Here is a 25,907-nt window from a genome sequence, read left to right as displayed (position 1 = left end):
GATGGTGAAAGCACAGCGTGGCGTTGCCCTAATCATTGTTTTACTGTTGTTGGCTGTGATGGTGAGTATTGCAGCGAGCATGGCGGATCGCCTGTTCAGTCAGTTCCACCGTGCGACTAACCAAATTAACTATCAGCAAGCTTATTGGTATAGCGTGGGAGCTGAGGCGTTAGCGAAAGCGGGTCTTGAGCAGAGCTTCAAAGACTCAGATACAATTAATCTCTCTCAACCATGGGCGCTGGAAGAGCAGACGTATCCGCTTGACTACGGTACTTTGAAAGGTCGCCTTATTGATCAGCAAGCGTGTTTTAATCTCAATGCATTAGCCGGTTTGAATGCGACCAGTGGCGCAACTCAATCTCCGTATTTGGTTGGTGTATTACAAAATTTGTTGGAAGAGTTAGAGGTCGATAATTACCAGGCGGAAACCATAGCCCAATCGTTATGGGAGTACCTCGACAGCGACAATACCGTTAACTCTAGCTTGGGCGTTGAAGACAGCTTTTATGAGTCAATGTCCCCGGCTTATATGGCGGCGAACAGTTTAATATCCGATAGCTCTGAGCTGCGAGCGGTGAATCAGGTATCGGGAGAGGTAATGGAGAAGGTGCGGCCTTATGTGTGCGCTATTCCTACCCCGGATTTACGGCTCAACATCAATACCATCAGGCCAGAACATGCACAACTGCTAGCCGCTCTGTTTCAACCTGCACTCAGCAGTGCACAAGCGAAGCAGGTGATAGAAAATCGCCCATTTGATGGCTGGGCTAGTGTTGACGACTTTTTGAATGAGAAAGAGCTTGCCAATGTAACGGGTGAGACGCGCAGTCAGGGTAAAGGTTACTTGGCGGTAACCAGTGCCTATTTCGAACTTGATGTTGAATTATTGGTTGGCGACTCTCGAGTTAGAGTTCGTAGCCTGTTATTTAGTAACGATAAACAAACTGCGACGGTGATTAGCCGCCGCTTCGGAGGTATCGGTGAACGAGTTTCTGATCGTTCGGCTGAGAAATAACCCTGATCTGGCTATCCAATGGTTAGTTTGGTCGGAGACGCAAAAGGAAGTCATTGCCAGCGGAGAGTTAGACAATTATCAAGCGCTGCCAGACATTGCGACTTACGCTCAAGGCCGTCGTACTGTGGTTCTATTGTCGGCGGAAAGTGTCGTGCTAGCTGATGTTGAAATCCCAGCGGGAGCCAGTCGCCACTTAGACTCTATGTTGCCTTATATGCTTGAGGATGACTTAGCACAGGATGTCGATCAACTTCATTTCACCATCCTCAACAAACATCATGGTCGAGCGCAGGTCTGTGCCGTCGATTCTGAATGGTTTGAAAAGCTTCTTGCAGAGCTCGCTGATATCGGTTGTCAGGTGTACAAGGTGTTGCCAGACGTGTTAGCACTACCAGATCAACAAGGGTTATCCGCGGTAGAGCTTGGGCAGCAGTGGCTAGTGAAAAAATCACCCTATCAAGGGGTCACCATTGATAGTGACTGGTTGCCACTACTGGCGCAATCTGACTGGGTTCAGGATCAGGGTGAGTATCTGCCATTAGTGGCTTTTTCCGCTCTGCCCGCATCATTGGAGTTGAATCCACAGCAAGATTGGCAGATTGGTGAGCCTAAATTGGTGATGCAGCTGTTGGTCGAGCAAGCGGTAGCGAGCAAGGTCAATATTCTTACCGGGCGGTTTAAACCAAGCTCTTCATTAGTTCGTTATTGGAAAGTGTGGCAAAAAGTTGCGGTGGCGGCGGTGTTGCTATTGGCTGTTGTCATGGTTGATAGTGTACTTAAAGTACAAAGATACGAAGCTCAGGCAGCAGCCTATCGCGCTGAAAGCGAGCGGATATTTCGTCAGTCACTGCCGGGTAAAACTAAGATCCCAACGGTTAGTTACTTAAAACGCGAAATGGAGCGTGAAGCGAGTCGTTTGGCTGGTGGCTCTGATGAGGGGGCCTTACTGAGTTTGATGGTTAAGTTACCCCCACTGCTCAATCAGGTGCCGAGTATGCAGCTAACTAGCTTTAAGTACGACAGTGGGCGCAATGAAGTGCGCTTGCAGGCACAAAGCAGCGATTTCCAGACTTTTGAAAAGACCGCCGAGTTGCTTGGTGCAGAGTTTACGGTTGAGCAAGGTCAGCTTAATCGTTCCGGTAGCCTAGTGAATGGCTCATTCGTTCTAAAACCATTGTGAGGCATGCAGCATGAACAAACTGATTAATACCTTACAAGTTTGGTGGTCGAGCATCTCTGTCCGAGAGCAGCGCTTGGTAAGTATTTGTGCCGCATTGGTCATTATTGGTGGTTTATACAGGGGCGTTGTTCAGCCTGTTGTTGAGCGTGCCGACCAAGCTCAAGCTAGAATCCAAACGGAAAAGCAGCTGCTGGCATGGGTAAAAAGTAAAGCCGATGACATTCGCCAGTACCAAGGGCAGGGAGGTAGAACGGTTTCAAGCCTACCTATTAACCAAGCGGTGTCATCGAGCGTCAGTCGTTTCCAAGTTGAGTTGATCCGTGTTCAACCACGCGGTGAAGAGTTCCAAGTATGGGTCGCGCCCTTACCGTTCAATCAGTTCGTAAGCTGGATAACCTATCTACAGGAGACACACGGAATTAACGTCATCTTCCTTGATATTGATAAAGGCAGTCGAGATGGCATTGTCGAAGTAAAACGACTCCAGTTGGGTAGAGGGTAGTCAGGTGAAGAAGAACGTCGTTGCTGGGCTATTTCTCAGTACAGTGTTTGTGGTAAGTGCGTTGGCACATGTGCCAGCTCAGTTTGTGGTGCAGTATGCGCCTTTGCCTCATCAACTCTATTTATCGGGTGTAGATGGCACGGTTTGGAATGGTTCAGTACACCAAGTTGAGTGGCAAGATCAGAATTATGGACAAGTGAACTGGCAGCTCAATATTGCCAAGCTTTTTACTGGCTCTGTTGAGGCTAATGTGCGCTTTGGTCGTGGCAGTGACCTCGCTCTACAAGGTCGCGGTATTGTTGGTTATTCGCCGAGTGGTTTCTACGCAGAGAGCTTAATTGCCTCGCTTCCCGTTGAAAAAGTGATTGAGTTGGCTCCACCCATGCCAGTTGCATTGGATCTAGCAGGTCAAGTTGAGCTCAACCTTCGCTCATACACTTATGCCGCCCCTTACTGTGGCAGTGCTGAAGGCAGTGTAGTGTGGAATACACAAACAGTCGGCACGCCAATGGCCGATTTAGATATTGGCCCAGTGGTCGCTAACTTTACCTGTCAGCAGAACCAGGTCGATATCGTTGGTGAGCAAACCAGTTCGCAAGTGGAAAGTGGTGTGATTGCCAAATTGAACTCAGATCAGAGTTACACAGCGAGCGCTTGGTTTAAGCCTCAGGCAGAGTTTCCTAATTCATTTCAACAGCAGCTCAAATGGTTGCCAACCCCTGCAGACAGCGAAGGTAAATTTCGGTTTAGCTACCGAGGCCGCTTGTAAGGCCACAAAAGCTAAGGGCAGCGTTGAGCTGCCCTTATTGTTTGATACGTTGATGACGTTTGATAGCTATAAACTACTTAATAACAGGGAAGCTGATTTGCACTTTTAACCCGCCTTCAGTGCGATTGTTGACGGTCACTGAACCGTTGTGTTGGCTGACGATCCGCTTGACAATAGCCAAGCCTAGTCCGGTTCCTTCGCTTCCCCTTGCCGTATCGCCACGGGTGAAGGGTTCAAATAGTTTGGCTATTTGGTTCTGCTCTATCCCCGGACCATTATCCTCGACACAAACCCAGACAAGCTTGTTGTCTGCGGTGGCGCCCGTGCTGACTTTTGTCCAACCATTACCATAGCGAATTGCGTTGACGACTAAGTTACTCACCGCGCGCTTAATCGCAATTGGGCTACCGTGTGTCTCTTTCAGTGGCTGGTGAAGATCGGTATCAATTTGAACTTCGTACCCTCCTTCTGAAGAAGCGACATCGTTGGCGATATCATTGAGATTAACCTCGATAAAAGACTGCGTATTTACGGGTTTCAAATAATCCATGAACTGGCTAATGATCTCGTTACACTCTTCGGTATCGCTAATGATCCCTTCCGCCAAATAGCTATCTTCCGGGGACATCATCTCGGTCGCTAAGCGGATGCGCGTCAGCGGAGTTCTTAGGTCATGACTAATCCCTGCCATTAACAAAGCTCTGTCTTCTTCTAGCTCTTGGATGCCTTTGGACATCTGATTGAAGGCGCGAGTCACAGAGCGAATCTCTGACGCCCCTTTTTCTGGCAAAGGTGGTGGAATCTCACCGCGACCGACGCCTTTGGCTGCCTTTTCTAAAGCAATCAGTGGACGGTTTTGCAAACGAATAAACAGCCAGCCTCCAGCAATGATTAGCAGTGCCATGATTAAGCTATTGTTAAAAAGCGGCTTAAAGTCTTCTTCTTGCAGCTCAGATAATGGAATCCGTATTAGTGAGTCAGGTAATGACTCTATTTTCATCCACAGAACATAGCTATCTTTGCCTGACATCATACGCACATCGGTTGGCGAGCCGAGTTCGTTGGTCATCTCTTCACTCATTAAATCAATCGAGATCGCGTGATGATACTCCTGCGCAATTGGGCTATCTTCCGCATGGATAGTGACACCAAGTTGCTCTAGCACTCGTTGACGCAATGGCGCATCCATCACTAATCCATCTTCAAGGTTTTCGGAGTCATCAAGCATAAGACTGATCTCATAGCCAATGATCTTATTAAACTGCTGCAAACTCGGCATTAAAGCGTAATTGAACACAGCGTAGTAAGAGTAGATTTGGCTTGCTACCAGCAGAGTCAGAAAGATCAGAATGGACTGAGTAAATGAGCTGCGAATGCGCATAACACCTACCTTGATAGTGGATTAGGGCTTGTATCAGCCAGAATAAATATTGGGTCATTTTTGCAGCGCAATGATTTGAACACCTAGTTATTCCGATTGGTATTAAAAAAAGTGCGAGACATTGTCTCGCACTCTAGCAAACTTTGGTTGGTTACGCTTCTTTGCCATCAGGAACAAAGACATAACCTAGCCCCCACACGGTTTGAATATAACGTGGTTTACTTGGGTCAACTTCTAGCATGCGTCGTAGACGAGAGATCTGAACATCAATCGAACGTTCCATTGCCGAGTACTCTCGGCCGCGCGCCATGTTCATTAACTTATCGCGCGACATCGGTTCACGGGCGTTGGTGACAAGGGCTTTAAGCACTGCAAACTCACCCGAGGTTAGTGGCATTGCCTCTTTACCACGGAACATCTCACGCGTACCAAGGTTTAGGCTGAAGTCACCAAACTCTACGATAGACTCTTCACTGCTTGGTGCACCCGGCAGCTCAGTCGTTTGACGACGCAACACCGCTTTAATACGAGCTAACAGCTCACGCGGGTTGAATGGTTTTGGTAGGTAGTCATCCGCACCCACCTCAAGGCCGACGATACGATCGATTTCGTCCCCTTTTGCAGTCAGCATGAGTATTGGTAGCGTATTATTAGCATTACGCAGGCGACGACAAATTGACAAACCATCTTCACCTGGCAGCATTAAATCCAAGACCATTAGGTGGAAAGTTTCGCGTGTTAGCAGGCGGTCCATCTGCTCACTGTTGGCAACGCTACGAACTTGGAATCCTTGTTCAGATAGATAACGCTCTAGTAGTGCACGAAGTCGTGCATCATCATCAACAACTAGTATCTTGTGATTTTCTTGCATGTAATGGTTCCACCTATTTAATAAGGGACAGTTCAATATTCACCTTAATGCGCAGTTCAAAATGTAACATTGTTCTTGAGCAATGGGAGCAAAGAATTGTTAACGTTTATTTCCTTTTTAGCTAATGTATATCGGATCTTCAATTTAATAGCGTCAGAAATATGAAAACAAACCTAATTACTCGCGAAGGCTATGATCGACTTAAGAAAGAGCTCGATTTTTTGTGGAAAGAAGAACGCCCCGAAGTGACTAAGAAAGTGACTTGGGCTGCAAGCCTAGGTGACAGAAGTGAAAACGCTGACTATCAGTACAACAAGAAGCGTTTACGCGAGATAGACCGTCGTGTTCGCTATCTGCGTAAGCGTCTCGAGCAAGTTAAGGTGGTGGACTACTCACCGCAGCAGGAAGGCAAAGTGTTTTTTGGTGCTTGGGTAGAGATTGAAAACGAAGCGGGGGAAGTAAAAGCGTTTCGCATCGTCGGGCCAGATGAGATTTACGGTGATGCTAAGGGCTATATTTCGATTGATTCGCCAATGGCGCGAGCGCTGCTGAAAAAAGAGATTGATGATGAGTTCAGCGTTAAGACTCCGGAAGGCTACAAGGAGTGGTTCGTGAACAGCATTCGCTACAGCGCTGAATAGTATAAGTCCCGCAGTGCGGGACTTATACTAGCTACTCTTCACCAGTTGGCTTTTCGGTCAGTATGTAGTTATGTTCACTGGCGACTACCGCACCATATTTAAGGAAGTTTTTACCCAGGATCATGCTGTAATGAAAACGGCTACGGTCTTTGAGGTTTACGCGGATTTTCTTTTCTAGTTCACCGAGTTTAACCTGCATTTCAACCACTGGCCGGGTGGTTTTCTTCTCCCCTTTTTTTGCCCGAATTTTCATGCTATCGACGACTTCGAGGGTAAACTCTTTTTCCATGCCAAGATCGTTTTGGTAGGTGAAAGTGACCATAGGTTTGCCACCTTGCTCGAACTGTTTGATGTTCTGCGCGTTGATCGAGCTGACGTCTGCGCCGGTATCAAGCTTGACTGGGAAGCTCAGCCCTTCAACTTGCGCGACTTCAATATGTCCGGCTTTAAATAGTGGGTACGAATCGAGCAGGTAATCGCTACGAGTATTTATCACCACGCCATTTTTTGACATCTTTTGACCAATGATGAAATAGTTGTCAGTTTCGTCATCGTTGAGCACATCAATGGCGTAAGCAAGTTCGACTTCCTCTCCATATAACATGAAGGAGCCAAACACTACCGGGCGAGTGGAGTCACCGACTTTTAGTGTCTTGTTGATCGGTTTAGAAAACTGCTTAGCATCGCCGTTACTATCAGTGAGATAATAAGTTACCCACTCTTTGCCTTTTTTGTCCGATACTTCAAAGCTGGTTACTTTCAGTAATGGCGTTTTGACCACCATTGAAGGTTCGGCAACCAGCTTGACTCCATCGAGCTCAATCGACTCTTTCCCCGAAACTTGCATCGCTTTTGACTTGCTACTGAGGGTTTTCGGTTTGCTTGAAAGTAATGAAGTGCCACTAGTATCAATCATAAAATGGCGATTGAGAGTTCCTGAGCCAAGGCGAATTTTTGATCTGAACTTACTGCGGTCAGTTAAGTAGACAAGCCAGTATTGAGTATTGTCACCGTTGGTTTCGACTGGAATAAATACCATGGGTCTCTTTTTACCGCTTACGTTTAGCATTCTTTCTAACGGGCGAGTCAGAGTTGCACTGCCACCGTTACCATCTTCAACATTAAACGTAACTTGGTGATTTTCGTTGTCGATCTTAATCTTGCTGGCATGCAGAGAGGTGTAGGTATTATTTAGTGAGTAGCTGAGCTTCTGCTTTATGCCCGATACCGTCACAATCTCTTTTTTACCGATTAACTGCGCTTTTGGCTGCTCTTGTAGATAGTCGTATCCCGCGAATACCCAAGCATTGTTATCGAGGAAAGTTTTACCGATCAAAATAGGGGCTGAAAATTGATTTCTATCGGTAAGGTTGACTTGTGTATTTACGGTTTTTCCTGCGATGGTCATTGGCAGGCGAATGGTTGGTCGTAGAAGCGGTTCTGTCTGAGTGCGGTTACGAATGACACCGACACGCTCAATGGGGCGGGTGATTTCAATATCTTCACCTGTGTGAGGATGCTGGATAGTGAATGTCACCTCAATTGAATACGGTGCAAACAGTTCCGCGTCCCAATCTTGGTACTCGACACTGTCTATTGGCTCGAAATCGACCAAGGCTTTCATTAGCTTTTGGTCTTTGAGTTTGCTGAATTTCTCATGCGAGCTTGAAACATGAATGTTGGTTGCGTGCATTGAAGTCGTGTCTGCGCCTGTATCTATCTTTCCTGCGAATGAAACCCCCTTTAGTTGCTCTATTTCATCAAGATAAACGCTTTCTACGCGCCCTAACACCACTTTATCGTCGAGTGTGTAGACAGGAGATTGAGTTGAAGCATTGATTGCCGCGCTTTCTTGGTTGGCAGATGCTAGTGGTGTCAGCAAGGATATCGAGAGTGCAGAGAGAGCCAGTAAGATATTTTTCATAGCAGTTCCAACGACTTGTTATTGACGTAAGGTCTTGAACGAAGTTAGTCCTAGTGATGAGAGTTAAGTTCTCACTTATGTCTATTTCTGACACAACTTTCACACAATTGCCAAACTATTGGCCAAACATTTGCGTGACCAACAAAAAATGTTGGGTTTTATCTGAGTCATCCCAATATCAATAGGGTTCAAATAACAAGAGATTCATCGGATGAGCCAAGCTATCTGTAATTTAATTGCTCAGGAACTTAATGTTCGGACTGAGCAGGTCACTGCTGCTGTTAACCTAATCGATGATGGAAACACAGTTCCGTTTATTGCCCGTTACCGAAAAGAGGTCACGGGCGGATTGGATGACACTCAGCTACGTAACCTTGATAGCCGCTTATCCTATCTGCGTGAGCTAGATGAGCGTCGCCACACTATTCTTAAGTCGATCAAAGAACAGGGTAAACTGACTGCTGAGCTTGAAACCGAAATTCACCAGGCTGACAGTAAAACGCGTCTTGAAGACCTGTACCTGCCGTATAAACCAAAGCGTCGTACCAAAGGTCAAATTGCCATTGAAGCGGGGTTAGAGCCTTTGGCGGATAAGCTTTGGACTCAGCCAGAGACGGAGCCAGAAGTAGAAGCGGCGAATTATATCGATGCAGACAAAGGCATTGCCGATATCAAAGCAGCGCTAGATGGTGCGCGCGCTATCGTGATGGAGCGTATTGCAGAAGATGCTAACCTGCTTGAGAAAATTCGTACTCACCTTAACCGCAATGCAGAGCTGGTTGCCCGAGTGGTTGAAGGCAAAGAGCATGAAGGTGAGAAATTTAAAGACTACTTCGAGCACAATGAAGCGTTAAGTAAAGTACCGTCGCACCGTGCGCTTGCCATGTTGCGTGGTCGTAACGAGGGTTTCTTAACCCTAGCGATGAATGCGGACCCGGCTCAAGAAGAGGGGGCTCGCCAGTCTTATTGTGAGACTATTATTAGCGATCACTACGGTATTTCACTCAGCAATGCTCCAGCCGATACGTGGCGTAAGCAAGTAATTAGCTGGGCATGGCGAATTAAAGTCTCCATGCATATGGAAACTGAGCTGATGGGCGCCATGAAAGAGCGTGCTGAGATAGAAGCGATTGAAGTGTTTGCCACTAACCTAAAAGACTTGCTGATGGCCGCACCTGCTGGTCCGCGTGCGACTCTTGGTCTCGATCCTGGCCTGCGCACGGGTTCTAAGATTGCTGTCGTTGATTCAACCGGTAAAGTGCTCGCAACAGAAACCATCTATCCGCACCCACCACAAAAGCAATATGACAAATCTGCCCAGATTGTTGATGCTTTGGTGCGTAAGTACAAGGTTGATTTGATTGCAATTGGTAATGGCACAGCTTCACGTGAAACGGACAGCTTTGTCGCTGATTTGATTAAGCGCGGTAATCTTAAAGTACAGAAGATCATGGTGAGTGAAGCGGGTGCCTCGGTTTATTCGGCTTCGGAGTTGGCAGCGAAAGAGTTCCCTAATTTGGATGTGTCACTGCGTGGTGCGGTGTCGATTGCCCGTCGTCTGCAAGACCCATTGGCAGAACTGGTTAAAATCGACCCTAAATCGATCGGTGTTGGTCAGTATCAGCACGATGTTAGCCAATCTATGTTGGCAAAACGCTTAGATGCAGTGGTTGAAGACTGTGTAAACGCGGTTGGCGTAGATGTGAATACGGCTTCTCCAGCGTTGCTAACTCGCGTCGCTGGCTTGTCGAGCACAATTGCGCAGAATATCGTTGATTACCGCGATGAGAATGGTCGCTTTGAAGCGCGCACTACATTGAAGAAAGTTGCTCGACTTGGGCCTAAAGCCTTTGAGCAGTGTGCTGGGTTCTTACGTATCATGGATGGCAAGAACCCACTTGATGCCTCTTCTGTTCACCCAGAAGCCTACCCTGTAGTCAAAGCGATTGCGGAGAAGAACAGTAAAGACGTTAAGGCGCTGATTGGTGATACTCAATTTTTGCGTGGCTTACATGCCGTCGACTACACCGATGATAACTTCGGTGTGCCAACGGTGAGCGATATTATCAAAGAGTTGGATAAACCAGGTCGTGACCCACGTCCTGAGTTTAAGACTGCCACCTTTGCTGATGGGGTGAATGAAGTCTCTGACCTAGAGCCTGGTATGGTGTTAGAAGGGGTCGTATCCAACGTAGCAAACTTCGGCGCCTTCGTTGATATCGGCGTTCACCAAGATGGCTTAGTGCATATATCTGCGCTAACGGATCGCTATGTATCAGACCCTCGTGAAGTGGTTAAAGCCGGTGATATCGTTAAGGTGAAAGTGATGGAGGTGGATGTGCAGCGTAAGCGTATTGGCCTTTCAATGCGATTAAACGATGAGCCAGGACAAGACAACCGAGCGCAACGTTCGAGTATTCCACGAAGTCAACAGCGCAAGAACAGCGGTGGTCAATATCGTCGTGACGAGTCATCCAATGGCAATAGTGCGATGGGCGGTGCATTTGCTGCCGCCTTTGCCAAAGCGAAGCGTTAACGTATTGCCTTAAAAATATAAATCCCCGTAGTAGTGATACTAACGGGGATTTTTTTCGGCGTTACCTTATCGAATCAGACAAGGAACTACAACACCGCAATTACGTCAGATGGGGTGTTAGGGGCCACCGCATGACCGTAATGGAATTTAATCACGGTTCTGCGCTTTTCCATCATCCCTTCTGTTATCGCCGCATCGATTATGCGTCTCGGCAAACGAAAACGCATGGCGTAGCCTTTACCTTGATGTGCGCTATAACTTTCCAGTGCCAACAGTTGGAATAACCGTTCGAGAGTATCTTTAGGTTCTTCCTGAGAAACCGCAACAGAATGACCACTTTCTTCCGTCTCATAGCTTGGATGCTCGGACGGATCCCATGATGATTGCCTTCGCCGTTTATCGTCTGCTGTTACCTTTCGTTCTGCGTTGCTCTTGGTCAATGCAATCGTTGGTGCAATTGGCTCTCGGACTTTGTTGTCGCGTGCCGCTTGTTCCGTTTGCACATTAACCGATGGGGCGATGAGTGGAACACTAACGTTCGTAGGTGATACGAGCATTCATTTACCTCCTCACTCCCAACCTGAGAGTTGGGACAATCGCCCCTAGAACTCTTTCGGTTAGATTATTTATCGACCAATGTACAAAAATGTTTAGCGTACTTTGCTACTTTTTTGCACATTGTTCATTTGCAGGGTTAATTGTCAATGAATTGGCGAACTTGTTTGCAGAAGTTTTCGAGCTCAGTCATAAAGGGCGCATGGGAAGACTCTGCAAAGATAAAACTGTCGCTTTCGGGCGCCAGAGAATCGACGTCAGTGGCGACTTTTGCAGGGACTAATCCATCAAGTCGACCGTATAGGCGCAGCATTGGGATGGTTAGATTTTCTAGCTCTGTTCGGTAGTCGAGATCGGCTAAAAGCTGCAGACCAGCAAGCAGGGAAGTAGGGTTCGGTGTTGGACGAGACAGTACCGCTTTCTTCAGCAGCTTAACGTCTTGTCTAGCTGACGGACTGCCCATGGCTTGTAATGCCATAAAACGCTCGATCGTCAGTTGGAAGTCATCGACCAGTTGTGCGGTAAAGGCACTGAGTACATTGGCCTGAATGCCGCGCCAAGGTCTTTCTGCAGCAAATTTAGGTGAGCTTGCTACCGTGATAAGCTTTTGTACTCGTTCCGGGTGATTGAGCGCGATATGCGTAGCGAGTAGGCCACCGAGAGACCACCCTAACCAAATGGCCTTATTTGGCGCGTGTTGTAGCACCTGTTCAGCGAGATCGTCCATGTTCTCAAAGCTAGATTGATGACTATGACCAAAGCCGGGCAGGTCCACTACGTGGACGCAAAAATGCTGACTGAGGATTTCAACTGTCTGTTGCCACACTGCGCCATTCATACCCCAACCATGAATCAAAACTAGATCATTGCCTTGACCACTGGATTGCCAATATAAAGATTCAGTTTGGCTCTCGTTAAGTCCCACTATTTCCACCCTTTTACGTTTCGCTTGGTTGACACAATCATGGAACGATTATTGTCATGGAATGGGGCCATGTTAACTCAAAGGGTAGTGAAATACATCGCCGACCTGTTACCTATGCATTGCGAGGTTTGTCAGTTGCCGCTCAGCAAGCCCTATCCGAGCAGTGGCATTTGTCAACACTGCTCACAGAGCTTTGCGCCACTGCCTAGATGTCAGTGCTGTGGCTTGCCAACCGTTTATGAGGTTGATGTCTGTGGCCAGTGCCTGATGCAACCGCCAAGTTGGCATCGACTTTACTGCGTTGGTGATTACCAAGCGCCATTGTCGGGTTATGTGCATCAGCTTAAGTATGAGCGCCAATTCTGGCAGGCGCGAAAGCTAGCCAGTTTGCTCGAGCCACGTATTGACGAGTCTCCGCAGCTCATTACTAGTGTGCCTTTGCATTGGCAGCGGAAGCTACGTCGTGGATTCAATCAAAGTGAGCTTATCGCTCGCTCCCTGTCAAAAAAACTCAACGTCTCTTATAGCAACTTATTCACTCGTGTTAGGTCGACGGCCCAACAGCAAGGGTTAACCAAATCACAGCGTCGAAGGAATTTGGATAAAGCATTTCGTCTCACAGATGACGTTTTGGTAGCGCATATCGCGATTGTCGATGATGTTGTGACCACAGGCAGTACAGTGCGGCATTTATGTCAATTGCTGCTTGAAGCGGGGGTGAACAGGATTGATATCTACTGCATTTGCCGTACTCCTGAGCCAGCAGACTAGTCCCCCTTCATTCTTGAGTCTGCAGCCTTGTTCAGTGCGTCAGTTCACCGGAAGGCTAGTCGCCCAAATCGCATAGTACACTTATGTTCGTAGGGTTGAATAGTCTTGTTACCGTGCGGCAACTTCAGTTATTTTGGGCATATAATTTGACTAAAAGGCTAGATCTCTTGTTTTTCAGGAGTAGAATGATGAACAAATAGCCTACAAAATTACTCAGGTATTCGTCGTGTCAAATACAATTACTATTACAGAAACTGCCCAAAAACACTTTGCTAACCTGTTAGGTCAGCAGCCAGAAGGCACTAATATTCGTGTATTCGTGGTAAACCCTGGCACTCAAAACGCAGAGTGCGGTGTCTCTTACTGCCCTCCAGAAGCGGTGGAATCTACAGATACCGAGCTAGAGTTTGAATTTTTCTCAGCATTTATTGATGAGCTAAGTCTGCCATTTTTGGAAGACGCTGAAATTGATTTTGTAACCGATAAAATGGGCTCTCAGCTAACGTTGAAAGCGCCGAACGCTAAAATGCGCAAGGTGTCTGATGACGCGCCTTTGGTTGAACGTGTTGAGTACGCAATTCAAACTCAGGTTAACCCTCAGCTTGCTGGCCATGGTGGTCATGTAAACCTAGTAGAAATTACCGAGGAAGGCGTTGCTATTGTTGCCTTTGGTGGTGGTTGCAACGGTTGTTCTATGGTTGATGTGACCCTAAAAGAGGGCATCGAGAAAGAACTACTGCAGCAGTTTGAAGGTGAGCTTTCTGCGGTTCGCGATGCCACTGAGCATGATCGCGGTGAGCACTCTTACTACTAAGTAATTAGAATGAAATACATAGGGTTGGCAGCAATGTCAGCCCTTTTTTTGTTTTCAAAGATGACAAATTTCTCATATATTAAGAGAACCCCCGCTTCATAAATAGGAGTAAGTACGTGGCTAAACGGAACCCACCAGAAATATTGGCAAAGCAGACCGTCGCTCAATCGCGCTTGTTTGCGATTGAAGCCTTGGATTTGTGCTTTAGCAATGGTGAGCAGCGAACGTACGAGCGAATGAAACCCAGTGGTCGCAATGCGGTCATGATGGTGCCTATTACAGAACAGGGCGATATATTGCTCGTTAGAGAGTACGCCGCTGGCACTGAACGTTACGAGCTTGGCTTTCCTAAAGGGCTAATTGACCCGGGCGAGACACCTCAACAAGCGGCTGAGCGTGAACTGAAAGAAGAGATTGGCTTTGGTGCTAAAACATTAACGCCGTTAAAAGAAGTGGTTCTTGCCCCTTCTTATTTCTCAAGCAAAATGACCTTATTTATTGCTCAAGATCTATACTCAGAGCAATTAGTAGGTGATGAGCCTGAACCGTTAGAAGTGGTTCGTTGGCCTTTAGCGCAAGCTGAAGAGCTGCTAACGCACCTTGATTTTTGTGAAGCGCGGAGTATTACTGCGCTGTTGCTTGCTCTACGAATTTTAAAACCATAATCAAGGTTCCTTTTTGAGGGACGAGTAGGTAGAGCGCTAAGGATTTTTTATGCCAATCAAAGAAGACCTTTCTCATCATTTGCCAGCAGTGATTGAAATTGCCCGCAGTGCAGGGCAGCTGATTCTCGATATCTACGAGAAGAAAGAGTACGAGGAGTTCACTAAAAGCGATGAAACGCCAGTGACCAGTGCCGATATTGCCGCGCACAAACTGGTGGTTGAAAAGCTTACAGATATGACGCCTGATATCCCGGTTTTATCGGAAGAAGATGCGGATATTAGCTTAGACAAGCGCTCGCAATGGGAGCGTTACTGGCTAGTGGATCCGCTTGATGGGACTCAAGAGTTCATCGCTCGCAGTGGAGATTTCGCGACTATCATTGCCTTGGTTGAAAATAACAAGCCAGTGATGGGGGTGGTTTATGGACCTGTGTCTGGGGTGACTTACTACGCCTACCAAGGTAAAGGCGCCTGGAAGATTCCCGATCTGAACGAAAGCGTGCGAATTAAAACTCACCAACACGATGGGCAACAAAGCCCGATTGCGATTGCAATTAGTCGCCGCCAGGATATTAACCGTATCACCAGTCGGATGAGCAGTGGTTGGAACTATGATTTAGTCCCTCTTGGCTCCGCAGCATTGAAAGCGTGTTTAGTTGCCGAAGGGGCTGTTGACTGTTACCTACGGCTCGGTCCTACCGGCGAGTGGGATACGGCGGCAACTCAATGTATTGTTGAAGAGGCTGGCGGACGTATTCTAAGCACCTTACTTGAGCCGCTTTCTTACAATGAACGTGACACGCTAGAGAACCCAAACTTTATTGTCTTGGGTGATGAGAGCTTGCCGTGGGGTGAGATTTTGCAGGTGAAGGATTAGGGTAGTTTTTAGTGCCTAGTGCCTAGAAGGTGAGTGTATTTCTAGGAACTAGGAACCAGGAACTTTCCTTCTTCTTACTACGCCTTCGAGTACACGTCTCTATCGCCAAGCCAACGGTCAATAATCGCGACAGCGTTTTGCGGGTGATTGTCGTGAATATGGCGAGCAATGCGCTGTATTTCAGGGATAAGGCGTTGGTCACGAACCAGATCGGCAATCTTAAAGTCGGCCATGCCGGTCTGCTTAGTACCGAGCAGTTCACCGGGGCCTCGGATCTCCAAGTCTCGCTGCGCGATAACAAAGCCATCATTGCTTTCACGTAGAACACCTAAGCGCTTCTGAGCGGTCTTTGATAGTGGCGAATGGTAGAGCAGCACACAGTGACTGGCGACACTACCTCGGCCTACACGACCCCGTAGTTGGTGAAGTTGAGCCAAACCAAGCCGCTCTGGGTTTTCGATGATCATTAAGCTTGAGTTTGGTACATCCACTCCTACTTCAATCACTGTGGTCGCAACCAATAAGTGCAGCTTGTTGTCTTTGAAGTCCTGCATCACGGCTTGCTTTTCAGCAGGTTTCATTCGGCCATGAACTAAGCCTATTTTTACGTCAGGTAGCTTACGTTGTAGCTCTTCTGCTGTGTCGGCAGCGGCTTGAGCTTCAAGCACTTCTGACTCATCAATTAGAGTACACACCCAGTAAGCTTGTTTACCTTCGTTGAGGCAAGCATTTCTCACTCGTTCAACAATATCGTCGCGCTTAGTGTCAGGGATGGCAACGGTCTGAATTGGCGTTCGGCCTGGAGGAAGCTCATCGATGACTGAAGTCTCTAAATCAGCATAAGCAGTCATTGCCAGCGTACGAGGGATTGGAGTGGCTGTCATAATCAACTGGTGCGGATAAGCACCTTGTTTAGCCCCTTTTTCACGCAGCTCTAGGCGCTGGTGGACACCAAATCTATGTTGTTCATCAATGATAACCAAAGCCAAGTGATGAAACTCGACATGCTCTTGGAACAAAGCATGGGTGCCGACCACCATTTGCGCTTCACCATTGGCGATTTGTGCTAGCTCCGTTTCTTTGGCTTTACCTTTCAGTTTGCCAGCGAGCCAACCTACCTTGATGCCCATAGGTTCGAGCCAAGCCGCGAAATTAATTGCGTGTTGTTCAGCAAGCAGCTCTGTAGGTGCCATTAGTGCTACTTGGTAGCCATGCTCAAGGGCGCGCAGAGCGGCAAGCGCTGCGACTAGTGTTTTACCTGCCCCCACATCTCCTTGAACTAGGCGCATCATAGGGTGTGTTTTTTCGAGATCTTGTTCGATTTCACCCACTACGCGTGCTTGAGCATTGGTCGGTGAAAAGGGAAGTTGGTCGAGCAGTTGCTGCTTAAGTTTGTTGCGAGCGAGTAGCGGTAATGCTGTGTCTTGCTGACCTTTGCTACGCACCGCCAACATCGACAAGTTCTGTGCCAGCAACTCCTCCATAATTAAGCGGATCTGGGCTGGGTGTTTACCCTCATCAAATTGCGCTAGATCTATGCTTGGTGGCGGTCGATGTATGGTGTGTAGCGCTTGCGCCAAAGTAATTTGCTGATCGTATAAACCGCTAGGCAGTAGCTCTTGGACTGCCGCTTTGTCGAGTAACTCAAGCGCTTGGTCGGTAAGATTGCGTAGTGTAATTTGCCTCAGTCCATCAGTTGTTGGATAAACTGGCGTCAGAGTTTGCTCTACCTGAGTCGTTTGGTTCGGTGCGTAGAACTTGTAGTCGGGATGGACAATCTCTAAGCCATAACCACCACGTTTAATCTCACCATAGGCGTGAACGGTTTTACCTTCACTGAAGTTATTCTTCATTCCTGCTGTGAAATTAAAGAAGCGCAATGTGACAGTGCCATTGCCGTCACTGATTTTCACCGACAGCATTTTGCGTTTACCAAACAGGGTATCTACGCTCATCACCTTACCTTGCACTGCTGCCCATAAGCCAGCGTGCAACTTAACCATTGGGTAGACACGAGTGCGGTCTTCGTAGCGTAGCGGTAGGTGAAACAGTAGGTCTTGAACTGAATGGAGCCCAACTTTTGCGAGCTTCTCTGCTACCTTGGCGCCAACACCAGTGAGAGAAGTTAAAGGAATCGCAGATAGCAGTTGGGACATAAAACGCTCGACAAGTCATACACTAAGTTAGTGATAGTTAACCATCGATCTGTGTTTTTGTACAGTAAAGAGGGGGAGTTCCTAGTGCCTAGTCCTTAGATTTTGGACTCTAGGATCTAGAGACTAGGAACTATTATCTCTTCTGCATCTCTGCCCACCATTCGTCATCTGCGACGATCTGGCCTTGGTCGTCCAGTGGCGGATACGCTAAACCTTTACGCTTGGCGACTTTAGCCAATACTGGGTGGCCACGCTCGAACAGTAAGCGGTGAATGGTCTCTTCTGGTACAGAACTGACTTCGTTGTCGTACATACCAGCCGCTTCACGTTGACGCTGCGCTTCATAAAGAATAACCGCACTGGCGACTGAAACGTTGAGAGATTGAACCATTCCTACCATAGGCACGATGATATCTTGGTCGGCGAGCTGTTTTGCTTGCTCTGAAGCGCCGATTTTCTCACTGCCTAGAATGATGGCTGTAGGTTTGGTGTAGTCAATCTCGCGAAAGTCGACCGCAGTGTCAGACAAATTAGTGACAAGTACCTGCATCCCTTGGGCTTTAAGCTCAGTGATTGCTTCTTCAATAGAGTCGTGGGTTTCCACATCCACCCAGTTACGAGCTCCAGCTGAAGTGTGGCTGAGTGTGCGCATCTCATTTGGCCAAACCGCGTGAATTTTGTGTACTCCCGTGGCGTCAGCAGTGCGGATAACCGCAGAGACATTGTTTGGCTTATGCACTTCTTCCAAACAAAGAGTCAGATCAGATTGGCGTGCTTTTAATACTTCTTGGATTCGATTGTAGCGTTCTAAATTCATAGGTTTTTAGTTTCTAGTCCCTAGTTTCTAGTTCCTAGAGGTAGGTTCTAGGAACTAGGAACATCTTTATCTAGGAACTTAACTCTAATTTTTGCGGCGACGAACTTTTAGTGTCTGTGGCATCGCCTTAATCTTACGCATGATGCCCGCAAGATGAACACGATCTTTAGTCGTTAGCAGTACCGTTACTGTGTACAAGCGTCCATCACGTTCCTCGGTAGAGAGCCCGTGAATGTTTGAGCCAGTTTTTGAAATAACGTTGGTTAGTTCGGCCAATGCGCCTTGACGGTTTTGCACATCGACAGTGACTTCAGTAATAAACTCTTTGTCGTAATCGTCAGACCATTCTACCGCCATGTACTTGTCTGGTTCTTTTTGATAACCACGTACATTTGGACACATTTCGCGATGGACAACCAAACCACGGCCCGGAGACACGTGTGCGATGATGTGATCGTCTGGGATTGGATGACAACAGTTAGCAAATGTTAGAAGAATACCTTCAGCCCCACGGATTGGCAGCTTCTTCTTACCTTCGCTATCGCCTGCCACTTCTGTTAGTTCGTCCGCATCGCCAAGTAAACGACGAGCAATGACGATACTCATTAGTTCACCTAGACCAATATCGGCTAACAGGTCTTCAATGGTGTCAATTTTGAGGTCGTTGAGTACATGGTTGATGTTGGCTTCATCAATATCAGTTAGTGAGTGCTCACCTAATGCGTGGTTAAGTAGGCGTCGTCCTAGCGTGATTGACTCTTCACGGCGCATCGTTTTCAGAACCTGGCGGATCTTAGTACGTGCGCGAGAGGTCACCACATAGTTAAGCCAAGCGGCATTTGGACGCGCACCCGGCGCACTGATGATTTCAATCGTCTGACCGTTTTTGAGCGACTTACTCAGCGGGTATGGATTGCGGTCAACACGTGCACCAACACAGGTATTACCGACATCAGTATGCACCGCATAAGCGAAATCGACGGCGGTTGCGCCAACAGGTAGCTCAACGATACGCCCTTTTGGCGTAAAGACGTAGATTTCGTCTGGGAACAGGTCTGACTTAACGTTCTCGATAAACTCAAATGAGTTGCCCGCGCTTTGCTGTAGCTCCAATAAGCTTTGCATCCAACGTTGAGCTTTCACTTGCGCGGTGGTACCGGTGCGATCGCTGTTGTTTTTGTATGACCAGTGTGCCGCGACACCTTTATCTGCCATTTGATCCATATCTTCAGTACGGATCTGCACTTCAACAGGGACGCCATGAGGGCCGACCATTGAAGTGTGAATCGATTGATAACCGTTGGCTTTAGGTACTGCAATGTAGTCTTTCATGCGACCGGGACGCGGTTTATACAAACTATGAACCTGGCCGAGCACTCGGTAACAAGTATCAGCGTCTTCGACGACCACGCGAAAAGCGTAGATATCCATAATGGTATGGAAGCGCTGTTCCTTAATCTTCATCTTGTTGTAGATGGAAAATAGGTTTTTTTCGCGACCAAATACTCGAGCTTTAAGTCCTACCTCTTGGAGGCGACCTTCGATCTCTTCATGGATACGCTCGATCATCTCTTTACGATTACCACGAGCCGCTTTTACTACCTCTTTTAGAACGCGATAACGATTCGGGTAGAGCGCTTCAAAACCAAGCTCTTCAAGCTCAGTCTTGATGTTGTGGATACCTAGGCGATGAGCCAATGGAGAGTAAATTTCGAGAGTTTCACGTGCGATACGACGTTTTTTGTCTGGGCGTAGCGCACCGAGTGTACGCATGTTGTGCGTACGGTCAGCGAGCTTAATCAGAATAACGCGGATGTCTTGCACCATGGCAAGAACCATCTTGCGGAAGTTTTCTGCCTGAGCTTCCTTGCGATCGCGAAACTTAAGCTTATCGAGCTTAGAAACGCCATCCACCAGTTCAGCAACAGTAGTACCAAATTGAGCTTCAAGCTCCTCTTTGGTGACTTCGGTGTCTTCAATGACGTCATGAAGCAGTGCTGCTTGCAGTGTTTCAATATCCAGGCGCATTTCAGCCAAGATACGTGAAACAGCAACAGGGTGGATAATATAAGGTTCCCCGCTTGAACGGGTCTGCCCTTCATGGGCATCTTTCGCTACCACATAAGATTGACGCAGAGCCTCAATTTGAGGCTCTGTTAGGTATTCTTGGGCAACGTCTTTTAGGCTATCGAATAGATACAAACTTTAGGCCCGGAAGATAGTTGTATTGACGAGAAGGTCTAATTAACGGCTGTGAGCGATGCTGCTTACAGCTGCTAGTTCAGCGGCTTCTTGCTCTTGCTGCTCTTGACGCTCACGTGCATCAAGAATCTCTTTAGTGATAAGACCCTCTTCGATTTCGCGTAGAGCGATAACCGTTTGCTTATCATTCTCTTCTGGCACTAGTGAATCTTTGCCACCAGTTTGCATTTGACGAGCGCGGCGTGCCGCAATTAGAACTAGGTCGAAACGGTTGCCAACTTTTTCAACAGCGTCTTGTACAGTTACGCGTGCCATGAGAACTCCAAATTAGTTAACTAAAATTTTGAATGACGAGAAATTATACAGGCAGAGTGGCTTAGATGCTAGTCACTAGTTACGAGCCACTAGTTTGTTGAAACTCTCGTCTTATTGGTTAATAGATCTATTATCTCTTCGAAACTCGAAGCTACAACTTATTCAGCTAAAAGCGCGTCAAGCATGCCTTTATATTTAGCAGCTTGCTTGTCTTGCTTCAATCTTTCTGCGCGAATGATGGCCTTAAAGTCCATTAATGCAGTGTCGAAATCATCGTTGATGATCACGTAGTCGTACTCACTATAGTGTGAGATTTCAGATTTTGCTTCTGCCATGCGCTTAGCAATAACGGCATCGCTGTCCTGGCCACGGGCGTTAAGACGACGCTCTAGCTCACCATTTGATGGTGGCAGGATAAATAGGCTTTTTGCCAACGGCATCTGTTCACGGATCTGACGAGCGCCTTGCCAGTCGATGTCGAGGAACACATCAATGCCTTTATCTAGGTTTTGTTCAATCCAAACGCGAGAAGTACCGTAGTAGTTGCCAAACACTTCTGCATACTCTAGAAACTCACCTTTTGAAATGAGCTCTTCAAAGTGCTCTTTTTGTACGAAGTGGTAGTGAACACCATCTTGTTCGCCAGGACGCATACCACGAGTAGTATGAGATACCGACACTTTCATCGCGTAGGTTGGATTAGTTTCTAGCATGGCAGAAATTAGACTAGATTTTCCAGCACCACTAGGTGCAGATACGATATACAGAGTGCCTTTAGCCATAGGTACGATCCCACATTTGGTTTGGTTGTTGTCAGCCGACTACACTGACTCACTTAAAGATAGCACTGACCGTATAGAAACACCGATGTGGTGAAATTTAGGCCAGAAAAATGGAGGCGAAGAGTAGCACATATCGCCTATTTAGGACAACTTACAATCGTTTGTTCGAGTGTCTGCTGCTTGTATTGTTGTAGTGAGAAAAGTGACCTGGTTGAATTTTGTTCATGATTTCATGATAAACTCTATTCCAATCAATGGACTGATATGGATATCACCAATGCCTTCTCACTTACCTAACTCGTTTAGTAAACCCTTTCTAAGATGTTTCCATGTTTTGGAAGCCGTGTTGCTGATTGCGATTACCCTCGCCACCTTATATGCCATCGTTGAAGAGTTTGTGCATGTATTCACTGAAAAGCGAGTTCTGCTTACCGACATTCTACTGATGTTCATCTATCTTGAAGTATTGGCCATGGTTAAGCAATTTGTGGTCAACGGTAAGATTCCAGTGCGCTACCCGATCTACATCGCCATGATGGCTATTGCTCGTTATATCACTTTGGGAATGAAGGAGATGGACTCGACAATTGTGGTGTGGTTATCCGTTGCGGCATTAATTCTAGCCATTTCGACCATGGTAATTCGAGTTGGGCATCACTATTGGCCTTATGTGGACCGAAATACTAAGTTGAAAGATGAGTAAAAACAAAGCCCCGTTAACGATGTGGGGCTTTGTTAGTCGCTGTCAACTATTCGGTAGGAAATAAGGAAGGTAGCTGGCGATAATCCAATGTCTTACCATCAAACAGTAGCTCTTGAGTGAGCGCGTTAAAGTCTCGACCTTGCTGGTAAAGCGGTTCTACCCAATCGGCACTGCAGTCTTCTCTCTGCAACGTAGCAGTATCATCACCGATACTGAAACATCGTTTAAGTTCGCCGTCAGGTGAGTTAATCGCAACCACATGGCGGCCATCAATCCAATAGAATCGGCTGCCATTTGAGAAGCTACTGCGATAGGACTCTTGCTCTTGAAGTAAAGATTGACCAGTAAACCATGGCGCATAACCTCCCATCCAATCTAATACGGTCGCACCGATATCTCGTTGAGAAACGGATGCATCAATCTGTTTAGCCGCAATCGAACCGTCGGTTGCGTAGATTAGAAATGGAATTGAGTTTTTTGCTAACCCTGGCTCTGAAACCATGGCTGTGTGGTCAGACATTAACACAACAAGGGTTGGTTTGCTTAAACGACCTTCGAGCTTAGTAAGAAACTCATGTAGGTCAATGTCAGCGTGGTTTTGTACGCTGGCTCTAATCTGGGATAGATTTTCATCGCCGAATGGGTAACCAAATGACTCCGGTAGGTAATCGCTATGAGTGGTCCCTGTGTTGATCATCATAAATACAGGTTTGTCTGGGTTCTTTTGCTGCATTTCATCTAGGCGTTCAAGAGAGAAACGATAGATACCGCCGTCCATGTAGCCCCATTCGTTTTTCTCGTAATCAAAGTCGTAATCCATTTTTCCATACGACTCAGTAAAGCCAAGAGTTTTAGCAAATGCGCCAACAATGCCCTTGCCACTGCCTTGTACAAAGTGAGTATCCCAACCGCGATCCTTAAGCATATGTGGTAGACAGTAGTATTGATTATTCTGCAACTGGGTGCTTGCTACTATTCCACCATTCGGGTTAGGGAACGAACACATACTGGCAAACATGCCTTGCACAGTGCGATAGCCATCAGCATACATAGCATGTGCAGAAAGTGACTTTTCTCTTAGCGCATCAAAATAAGGACTAGAGTCAATTTTCGAACCGTAGCTCTTCATATCGATAGATACCCAGCTTTCGAGTAAAACGAAAATGATGTTGGCATCTTTTAGGTTGTTTAGATTTTCTGGCGCTCTAGATGTTTGAGCTAATTCATTCTTTAGCTGTTCACTAGCAGGTTCGGTGATATAGAACGCGGATTTTTTGGCCCCTTTGGCTAGATGATAAGTCACGCTGTATGGTGCACTCCAAGCGATAAAGGCACGTTCGTTGTCACCAATATTATAGGCGCTCATTGGAGACTGAGGATGATCCATCCATCCCCCACGTATTGCCGTAACCGTAAAGGCCAACCAGACAACAATACTTAAGGAAAAACTCAGTTTACTTGAAGGTACTTGGCTGCAGCGAATAAAGCTCGACTTCCAGATAGCGAGAGAGGTGGCTAGCATCAGAACCACACCGATTAGGGTTAAATGCCAGTATTGGGTTATGGCGGTATGCATTAGTTCAAGTTCAAGACCTTTTGAGGTAAATATCTCAAAGGTCACATGCTTGTTGGCATCTGCAGAGTAAATGGTGTCTGACATTGTGGTGCCGATCAGCCAAAGTGCAGAGGCAATCATCAGTGCTTTGATTAGTTGAGTGCCGTTAAATCGTGTGTAATGCAGAATCAGGGCGACGATAATAATTGGAGCAGAAAGAGCAGCCGCCGATGTGATATCAAATCTCAAACCATAGAACAGGCTGTATAGCCCATCTAAGGACAAAAGCGAAATACTCGCGGTTGAAGCGGCAGTGAGAAAAATTACCTTAGAGGCGAAAGCAATGCCAATTAAAGGTAGAAGAATTCGTAGTAGGGTAATAGGCATAGTTTTTAATTTTAATTTTAATTTTTCTTTTGTCGGCGTAGTTAGCGACTTTTGCTAACAAGCTGCTAACTAGAGTGACTAGCTAGCAGCTGTAGAATAAGTGTATCCAATCACGGTTACTCTATATTCTGGATCTGCTCATTGAGTAGCGGTCTAGACCCTCAAAAAATCAATAAGTTACCGAAAAGAAACCGTTCAAAAATGCCTGTTTGCCCACCAAACTGCCCACCACTTGCCTATGGCTTTTACTAAATCTTAGTGGTGCTTCTTGGCTAAAACTACGGAAAAACAGTGCCGTTTTTATGCTGCTGCTAGGGTTTAAAAATAGCAGTTTAGAAGGGATTTATCGAGTGATTTTTCAACACCTTATTTGATAATAGACACAATAGTATCCAATTTCTGTTTTATTTCGCTATAATGGATATAACTGTATCCACCTGGTCTGTGCGGATGAATTTTACCTTACTTGATGATACCGATGTAAGCCAAGCCTATGCGGCTTATTTACGTGAGTTACGCAAGCAGGCAAAGCTGTCACGAGCGGCGCTTGCTGAGCGCAGCTGTGTACCTGCGGCCACCATTAAAAAGTTTGAGCTGACCGGGCAAATTTCATTTCGCCAATTGCTGTTGCTATGGCAGACCCTTGATTCGCTAGAGAGGCTCTATCAACTCACACAACCTAGCAAAGAACGCGCTGCTATGCCCACGAGTATTGATGAGGTGCTAAAAGATGAGTTTTAAACCCATTCAAAAACTCGCCGTGACTCGCACGCTAAGCTCAGGTGAGCAGATCTCTGTTGGAGTCTTGGCGCAGAATCGTCAAGGCGTTTTTTTTCAGTATGCTGACGACTATTTGCAGCAGTTTGGCAATTTATCACCGTTTACCTTACAGTCGAGTATACAAGTTCAAGCCGCACCTAAGCAGCCGCACCAAGGTGTACATGGCGTATTTGGAGATTGTTTGCCCGATGGCTGGGGCATGCTGTTACAAGATCGTATTTTCCGGCAAAAGGGCATACTGCCTAATCAATTAACGGCGATGGATAGGTTAGCCTTTGTCGGTGATAAAGGCATGGGAGCATTGTCTTTTTCTCCGGTGTCTGAGTTTTCAGCCACTACGCACGCGGATATTGATTTAGCGACGTTAGGCTTAGAAGCACAAACGCTGTTCGATTCTTCGATGTCAGATTATATGGATGATAATCACGATGAGTTAGATGGGCATACGCAACAGGTGTTGGCCGCATTAGTCGCCGGAGGTAGTTCGGGCGGGGCCAGACCTAAGGCACAAATTTATATGCCTGCTGGGGAAACTCAGCATTGTCGAACCTTTGCAAAGCCTGGTGATGAAGCGTGGCTAATTAAATTTACCTCTAAAAATCTCGCACTTGGCCATGAAGAAGGTTTGTGTGAGGCGGTTTATTTACAAATGGCAGAACTTGCTAAGTGTCAACCGCCGCAATGGCAACTCATTGAAGCACCACCTACAAGTGGTGCGTCTGCTTGGTTGGCGCTTAAGCGTTTTGATTATGTCACTGAACAGGCCGACACAGGCAGCAAGCGC

24 protein-coding genes are annotated in these 25,907 nt (G+C 46.9%); 13 read left to right on the top strand and 11 right to left on the bottom strand.

The features are described from left to right. The first annotated feature begins 1 nt into the window (after position 1). From gspK to QTO00_RS00585, 4 genes are read left to right on the top strand one after another with little or no spacing between them, the layout of a single operon-like run. Positions 2-1,015 carry a type II secretion system minor pseudopilin GspK gene (gspK, locus tag QTO00_RS00600; RefSeq protein WP_331422298.1) on the top strand — a complete coding sequence of 338 codons (1,014 nt, stop codon included), beginning with the start codon at positions 2-4 and terminating at the stop codon, positions 1,013-1,015. Next, on the top strand, positions 981-2,195 hold the full coding sequence (gspL, locus tag QTO00_RS00595) for a type II secretion system protein GspL (protein WP_331422296.1): 1,215 nt from the start codon (positions 981-983) through the stop codon (positions 2,193-2,195). Before gspK ends, gspL begins: the two co-directional genes overlap by 35 nt. A 10-nt stretch (positions 2,196-2,205) precedes the next feature. Next, positions 2,206-2,697, top strand: a complete 492-nt coding sequence (locus QTO00_RS00590) for a type II secretion system protein M (protein WP_331422294.1) — start codon at positions 2,206-2,208, stop codon at positions 2,695-2,697. A 4-nt stretch (positions 2,698-2,701) separates the two neighbouring features. After that, on the top strand, positions 2,702-3,466 hold the full coding sequence (locus tag QTO00_RS00585) for a type II secretion system protein N (protein WP_331422293.1): 765 nt from the start codon (positions 2,702-2,704) through the stop codon (positions 3,464-3,466). Between the two features lie 73 nt (positions 3,467-3,539). Here QTO00_RS00585 and envZ read toward each other — a convergent pair whose 3' ends face one another. Further along, positions 3,540-4,847: a two-component system sensor histidine kinase EnvZ gene (gene envZ / locus QTO00_RS00580; RefSeq protein ID WP_331422291.1), complete on the bottom strand. Its 1,308-nt coding sequence runs from the start codon at positions 4,845-4,847 to the stop codon at positions 3,540-3,542. 151 nt (positions 4,848-4,998) lie between these two features. Next, complete coding sequence (gene ompR, locus QTO00_RS00575) at positions 4,999-5,718, bottom strand: osmolarity response regulator transcription factor OmpR (protein ID WP_038210202.1); 720 nt, start codon at positions 5,716-5,718, stop codon at positions 4,999-5,001. 161 nt (positions 5,719-5,879) lie between these two features. Here ompR and greB point away from each other — a divergent pair, with 161 nt between their 5' ends. Further along, entirely contained in the window at positions 5,880-6,359 is a 480-nt protein-coding gene (gene greB / locus QTO00_RS00570; RefSeq protein WP_038210200.1) for a transcription elongation factor GreB, read from the top strand. A 31-nt stretch (positions 6,360-6,390) separates the two neighbouring features. On the opposite strand, the gene QTO00_RS00565 is transcribed toward greB, so the two are convergent. Next, positions 6,391-8,283, bottom strand: a complete 1,893-nt coding sequence (locus tag QTO00_RS00565; protein WP_331422288.1) for an ATP-dependent zinc protease family protein — start codon at positions 8,281-8,283, stop codon at positions 6,391-6,393. Between the two features lie 211 nt (positions 8,284-8,494). Here QTO00_RS00565 and QTO00_RS00560 point away from each other — a divergent pair, with 211 nt between their 5' ends. After that, entirely contained in the window at positions 8,495-10,819 is a 2,325-nt protein-coding gene (locus QTO00_RS00560; RefSeq protein WP_331422287.1) for a Tex family protein, read from the top strand. An 86-nt stretch (positions 10,820-10,905) separates the two neighbouring features. On the opposite strand, the gene QTO00_RS00555 is transcribed toward QTO00_RS00560, so the two are convergent. Together QTO00_RS00555 and bioH are read right to left on the bottom strand one after the other, a co-directional pair. Then, the gene (locus QTO00_RS00555) at positions 10,906-11,376 is read right to left on the bottom strand and encodes an ATP-dependent Lon protease (RefSeq protein ID WP_331422286.1); all 471 of its coding nucleotides are present in this window, start codon (positions 11,374-11,376) and stop codon (positions 10,906-10,908) included. Positions 11,377-11,513: 137 nt separating this feature from the next. Further along, positions 11,514-12,299, bottom strand: a complete 786-nt coding sequence (gene bioH / locus QTO00_RS00550) for a pimeloyl-ACP methyl ester esterase BioH (protein ID WP_331422283.1) — start codon at positions 12,297-12,299, stop codon at positions 11,514-11,516. A gap of 69 nt (positions 12,300-12,368) precedes the next feature. Between bioH and QTO00_RS00545 the strand changes: the two genes are divergently transcribed. From QTO00_RS00545 to cysQ, 4 genes are all read left to right on the top strand, one after another. Continuing rightward, positions 12,369-13,070 carry a phosphoribosyltransferase family protein gene (locus QTO00_RS00545; RefSeq protein ID WP_331422282.1) on the top strand — a complete coding sequence of 234 codons (702 nt, stop codon included), beginning with the start codon at positions 12,369-12,371 and terminating at the stop codon, positions 13,068-13,070. Between the two features lie 226 nt (positions 13,071-13,296). After that, positions 13,297-13,884, top strand: coding sequence for a Fe-S biogenesis protein NfuA (nfuA, locus tag QTO00_RS00540; protein ID WP_038210188.1), 588 nt, complete (start codon positions 13,297-13,299; stop codon positions 13,882-13,884). 116 nt (positions 13,885-14,000) lie between these two features. Further along, on the top strand, positions 14,001-14,549 hold the full coding sequence (gene nudE, locus QTO00_RS00535; protein ID WP_331422281.1) for an ADP compounds hydrolase NudE: 549 nt from the start codon (positions 14,001-14,003) through the stop codon (positions 14,547-14,549). Positions 14,550-14,598: 49 nt separating this feature from the next. Then, positions 14,599-15,426: a 3'(2'),5'-bisphosphate nucleotidase CysQ gene (cysQ, locus tag QTO00_RS00530; RefSeq protein ID WP_331422279.1), complete on the top strand. Its 828-nt coding sequence runs from the start codon at positions 14,599-14,601 to the stop codon at positions 15,424-15,426. Positions 15,427-15,503: 77 nt separating this feature from the next. Here the strand turns inward: cysQ and recG are convergent, their stop codons facing one another. The 5 genes from recG to gmk all read right to left on the bottom strand — a co-directional run bounded on the left by recG (position 15,504) and on the right by gmk (position 21,698). Beyond that, positions 15,504-17,582: an ATP-dependent DNA helicase RecG gene (gene recG, locus QTO00_RS00525; protein ID WP_331422278.1), complete on the bottom strand. Its 2,079-nt coding sequence runs from the start codon at positions 17,580-17,582 to the stop codon at positions 15,504-15,506. A gap of 133 nt (positions 17,583-17,715) precedes the next feature. Then, positions 17,716-18,399: a tRNA (guanosine(18)-2'-O)-methyltransferase TrmH gene (trmH, locus tag QTO00_RS00520; protein ID WP_331422276.1), complete on the bottom strand. Its 684-nt coding sequence runs from the start codon at positions 18,397-18,399 to the stop codon at positions 17,716-17,718. Between the two features lie 84 nt (positions 18,400-18,483). Next, on the bottom strand, positions 18,484-20,601 hold the full coding sequence (gene spoT / locus QTO00_RS00515) for a bifunctional GTP diphosphokinase/guanosine-3',5'-bis pyrophosphate 3'-pyrophosphohydrolase (protein WP_331422274.1): 2,118 nt from the start codon (positions 20,599-20,601) through the stop codon (positions 18,484-18,486). A 42-nt stretch (positions 20,602-20,643) separates the two neighbouring features. Continuing rightward, complete coding sequence (rpoZ, locus tag QTO00_RS00510; RefSeq protein WP_004410883.1) at positions 20,644-20,916, bottom strand: DNA-directed RNA polymerase subunit omega; 273 nt, start codon at positions 20,914-20,916, stop codon at positions 20,644-20,646. Between the two features lie 158 nt (positions 20,917-21,074). Then, positions 21,075-21,698 carry a guanylate kinase gene (gmk, locus tag QTO00_RS00505; RefSeq protein ID WP_331422272.1) on the bottom strand — a complete coding sequence of 208 codons (624 nt, stop codon included), beginning with the start codon at positions 21,696-21,698 and terminating at the stop codon, positions 21,075-21,077. A 277-nt stretch (positions 21,699-21,975) separates the two neighbouring features. Between gmk and QTO00_RS00500 the strand changes: the two genes are divergently transcribed. Next, complete coding sequence (locus QTO00_RS00500) at positions 21,976-22,401, top strand: phosphate-starvation-inducible protein PsiE (RefSeq protein WP_331422271.1); 426 nt, start codon at positions 21,976-21,978, stop codon at positions 22,399-22,401. A 46-nt stretch (positions 22,402-22,447) separates the two neighbouring features. On the opposite strand, the gene QTO00_RS00495 is transcribed toward QTO00_RS00500, so the two are convergent. Continuing rightward, positions 22,448-24,343, bottom strand: a complete 1,896-nt coding sequence (locus QTO00_RS00495; protein ID WP_331422270.1) for an LTA synthase family protein — start codon at positions 24,341-24,343, stop codon at positions 22,448-22,450. Between the two features lie 450 nt (positions 24,344-24,793). On the opposite strand from QTO00_RS00495, the gene QTO00_RS00490 reads away from it, so the two are divergent. Further along, entirely contained in the window at positions 24,794-25,084 is a 291-nt protein-coding gene (locus QTO00_RS00490; RefSeq protein ID WP_262660455.1) for a helix-turn-helix domain-containing protein, read from the top strand. Next, on the top strand, positions 25,074-25,907 hold an 834-nt coding region (locus QTO00_RS00485), incomplete at its 3' end, for a type II toxin-antitoxin system HipA family toxin (RefSeq protein ID WP_331422265.1). The genes QTO00_RS00490 and QTO00_RS00485, both read left to right, overlap by 11 nt.

Origin of the sequence: Vibrio sp. M260118, from assembly GCF_036533755.1 — a bacterium.
Classification (GTDB): Bacteria; Pseudomonadota; Gammaproteobacteria; order Enterobacterales; family Vibrionaceae; genus Vibrio.
Note: the sequence above shows the minus strand (reverse complement) of the source record. Positions and strands in the feature narration are given on the sequence as shown.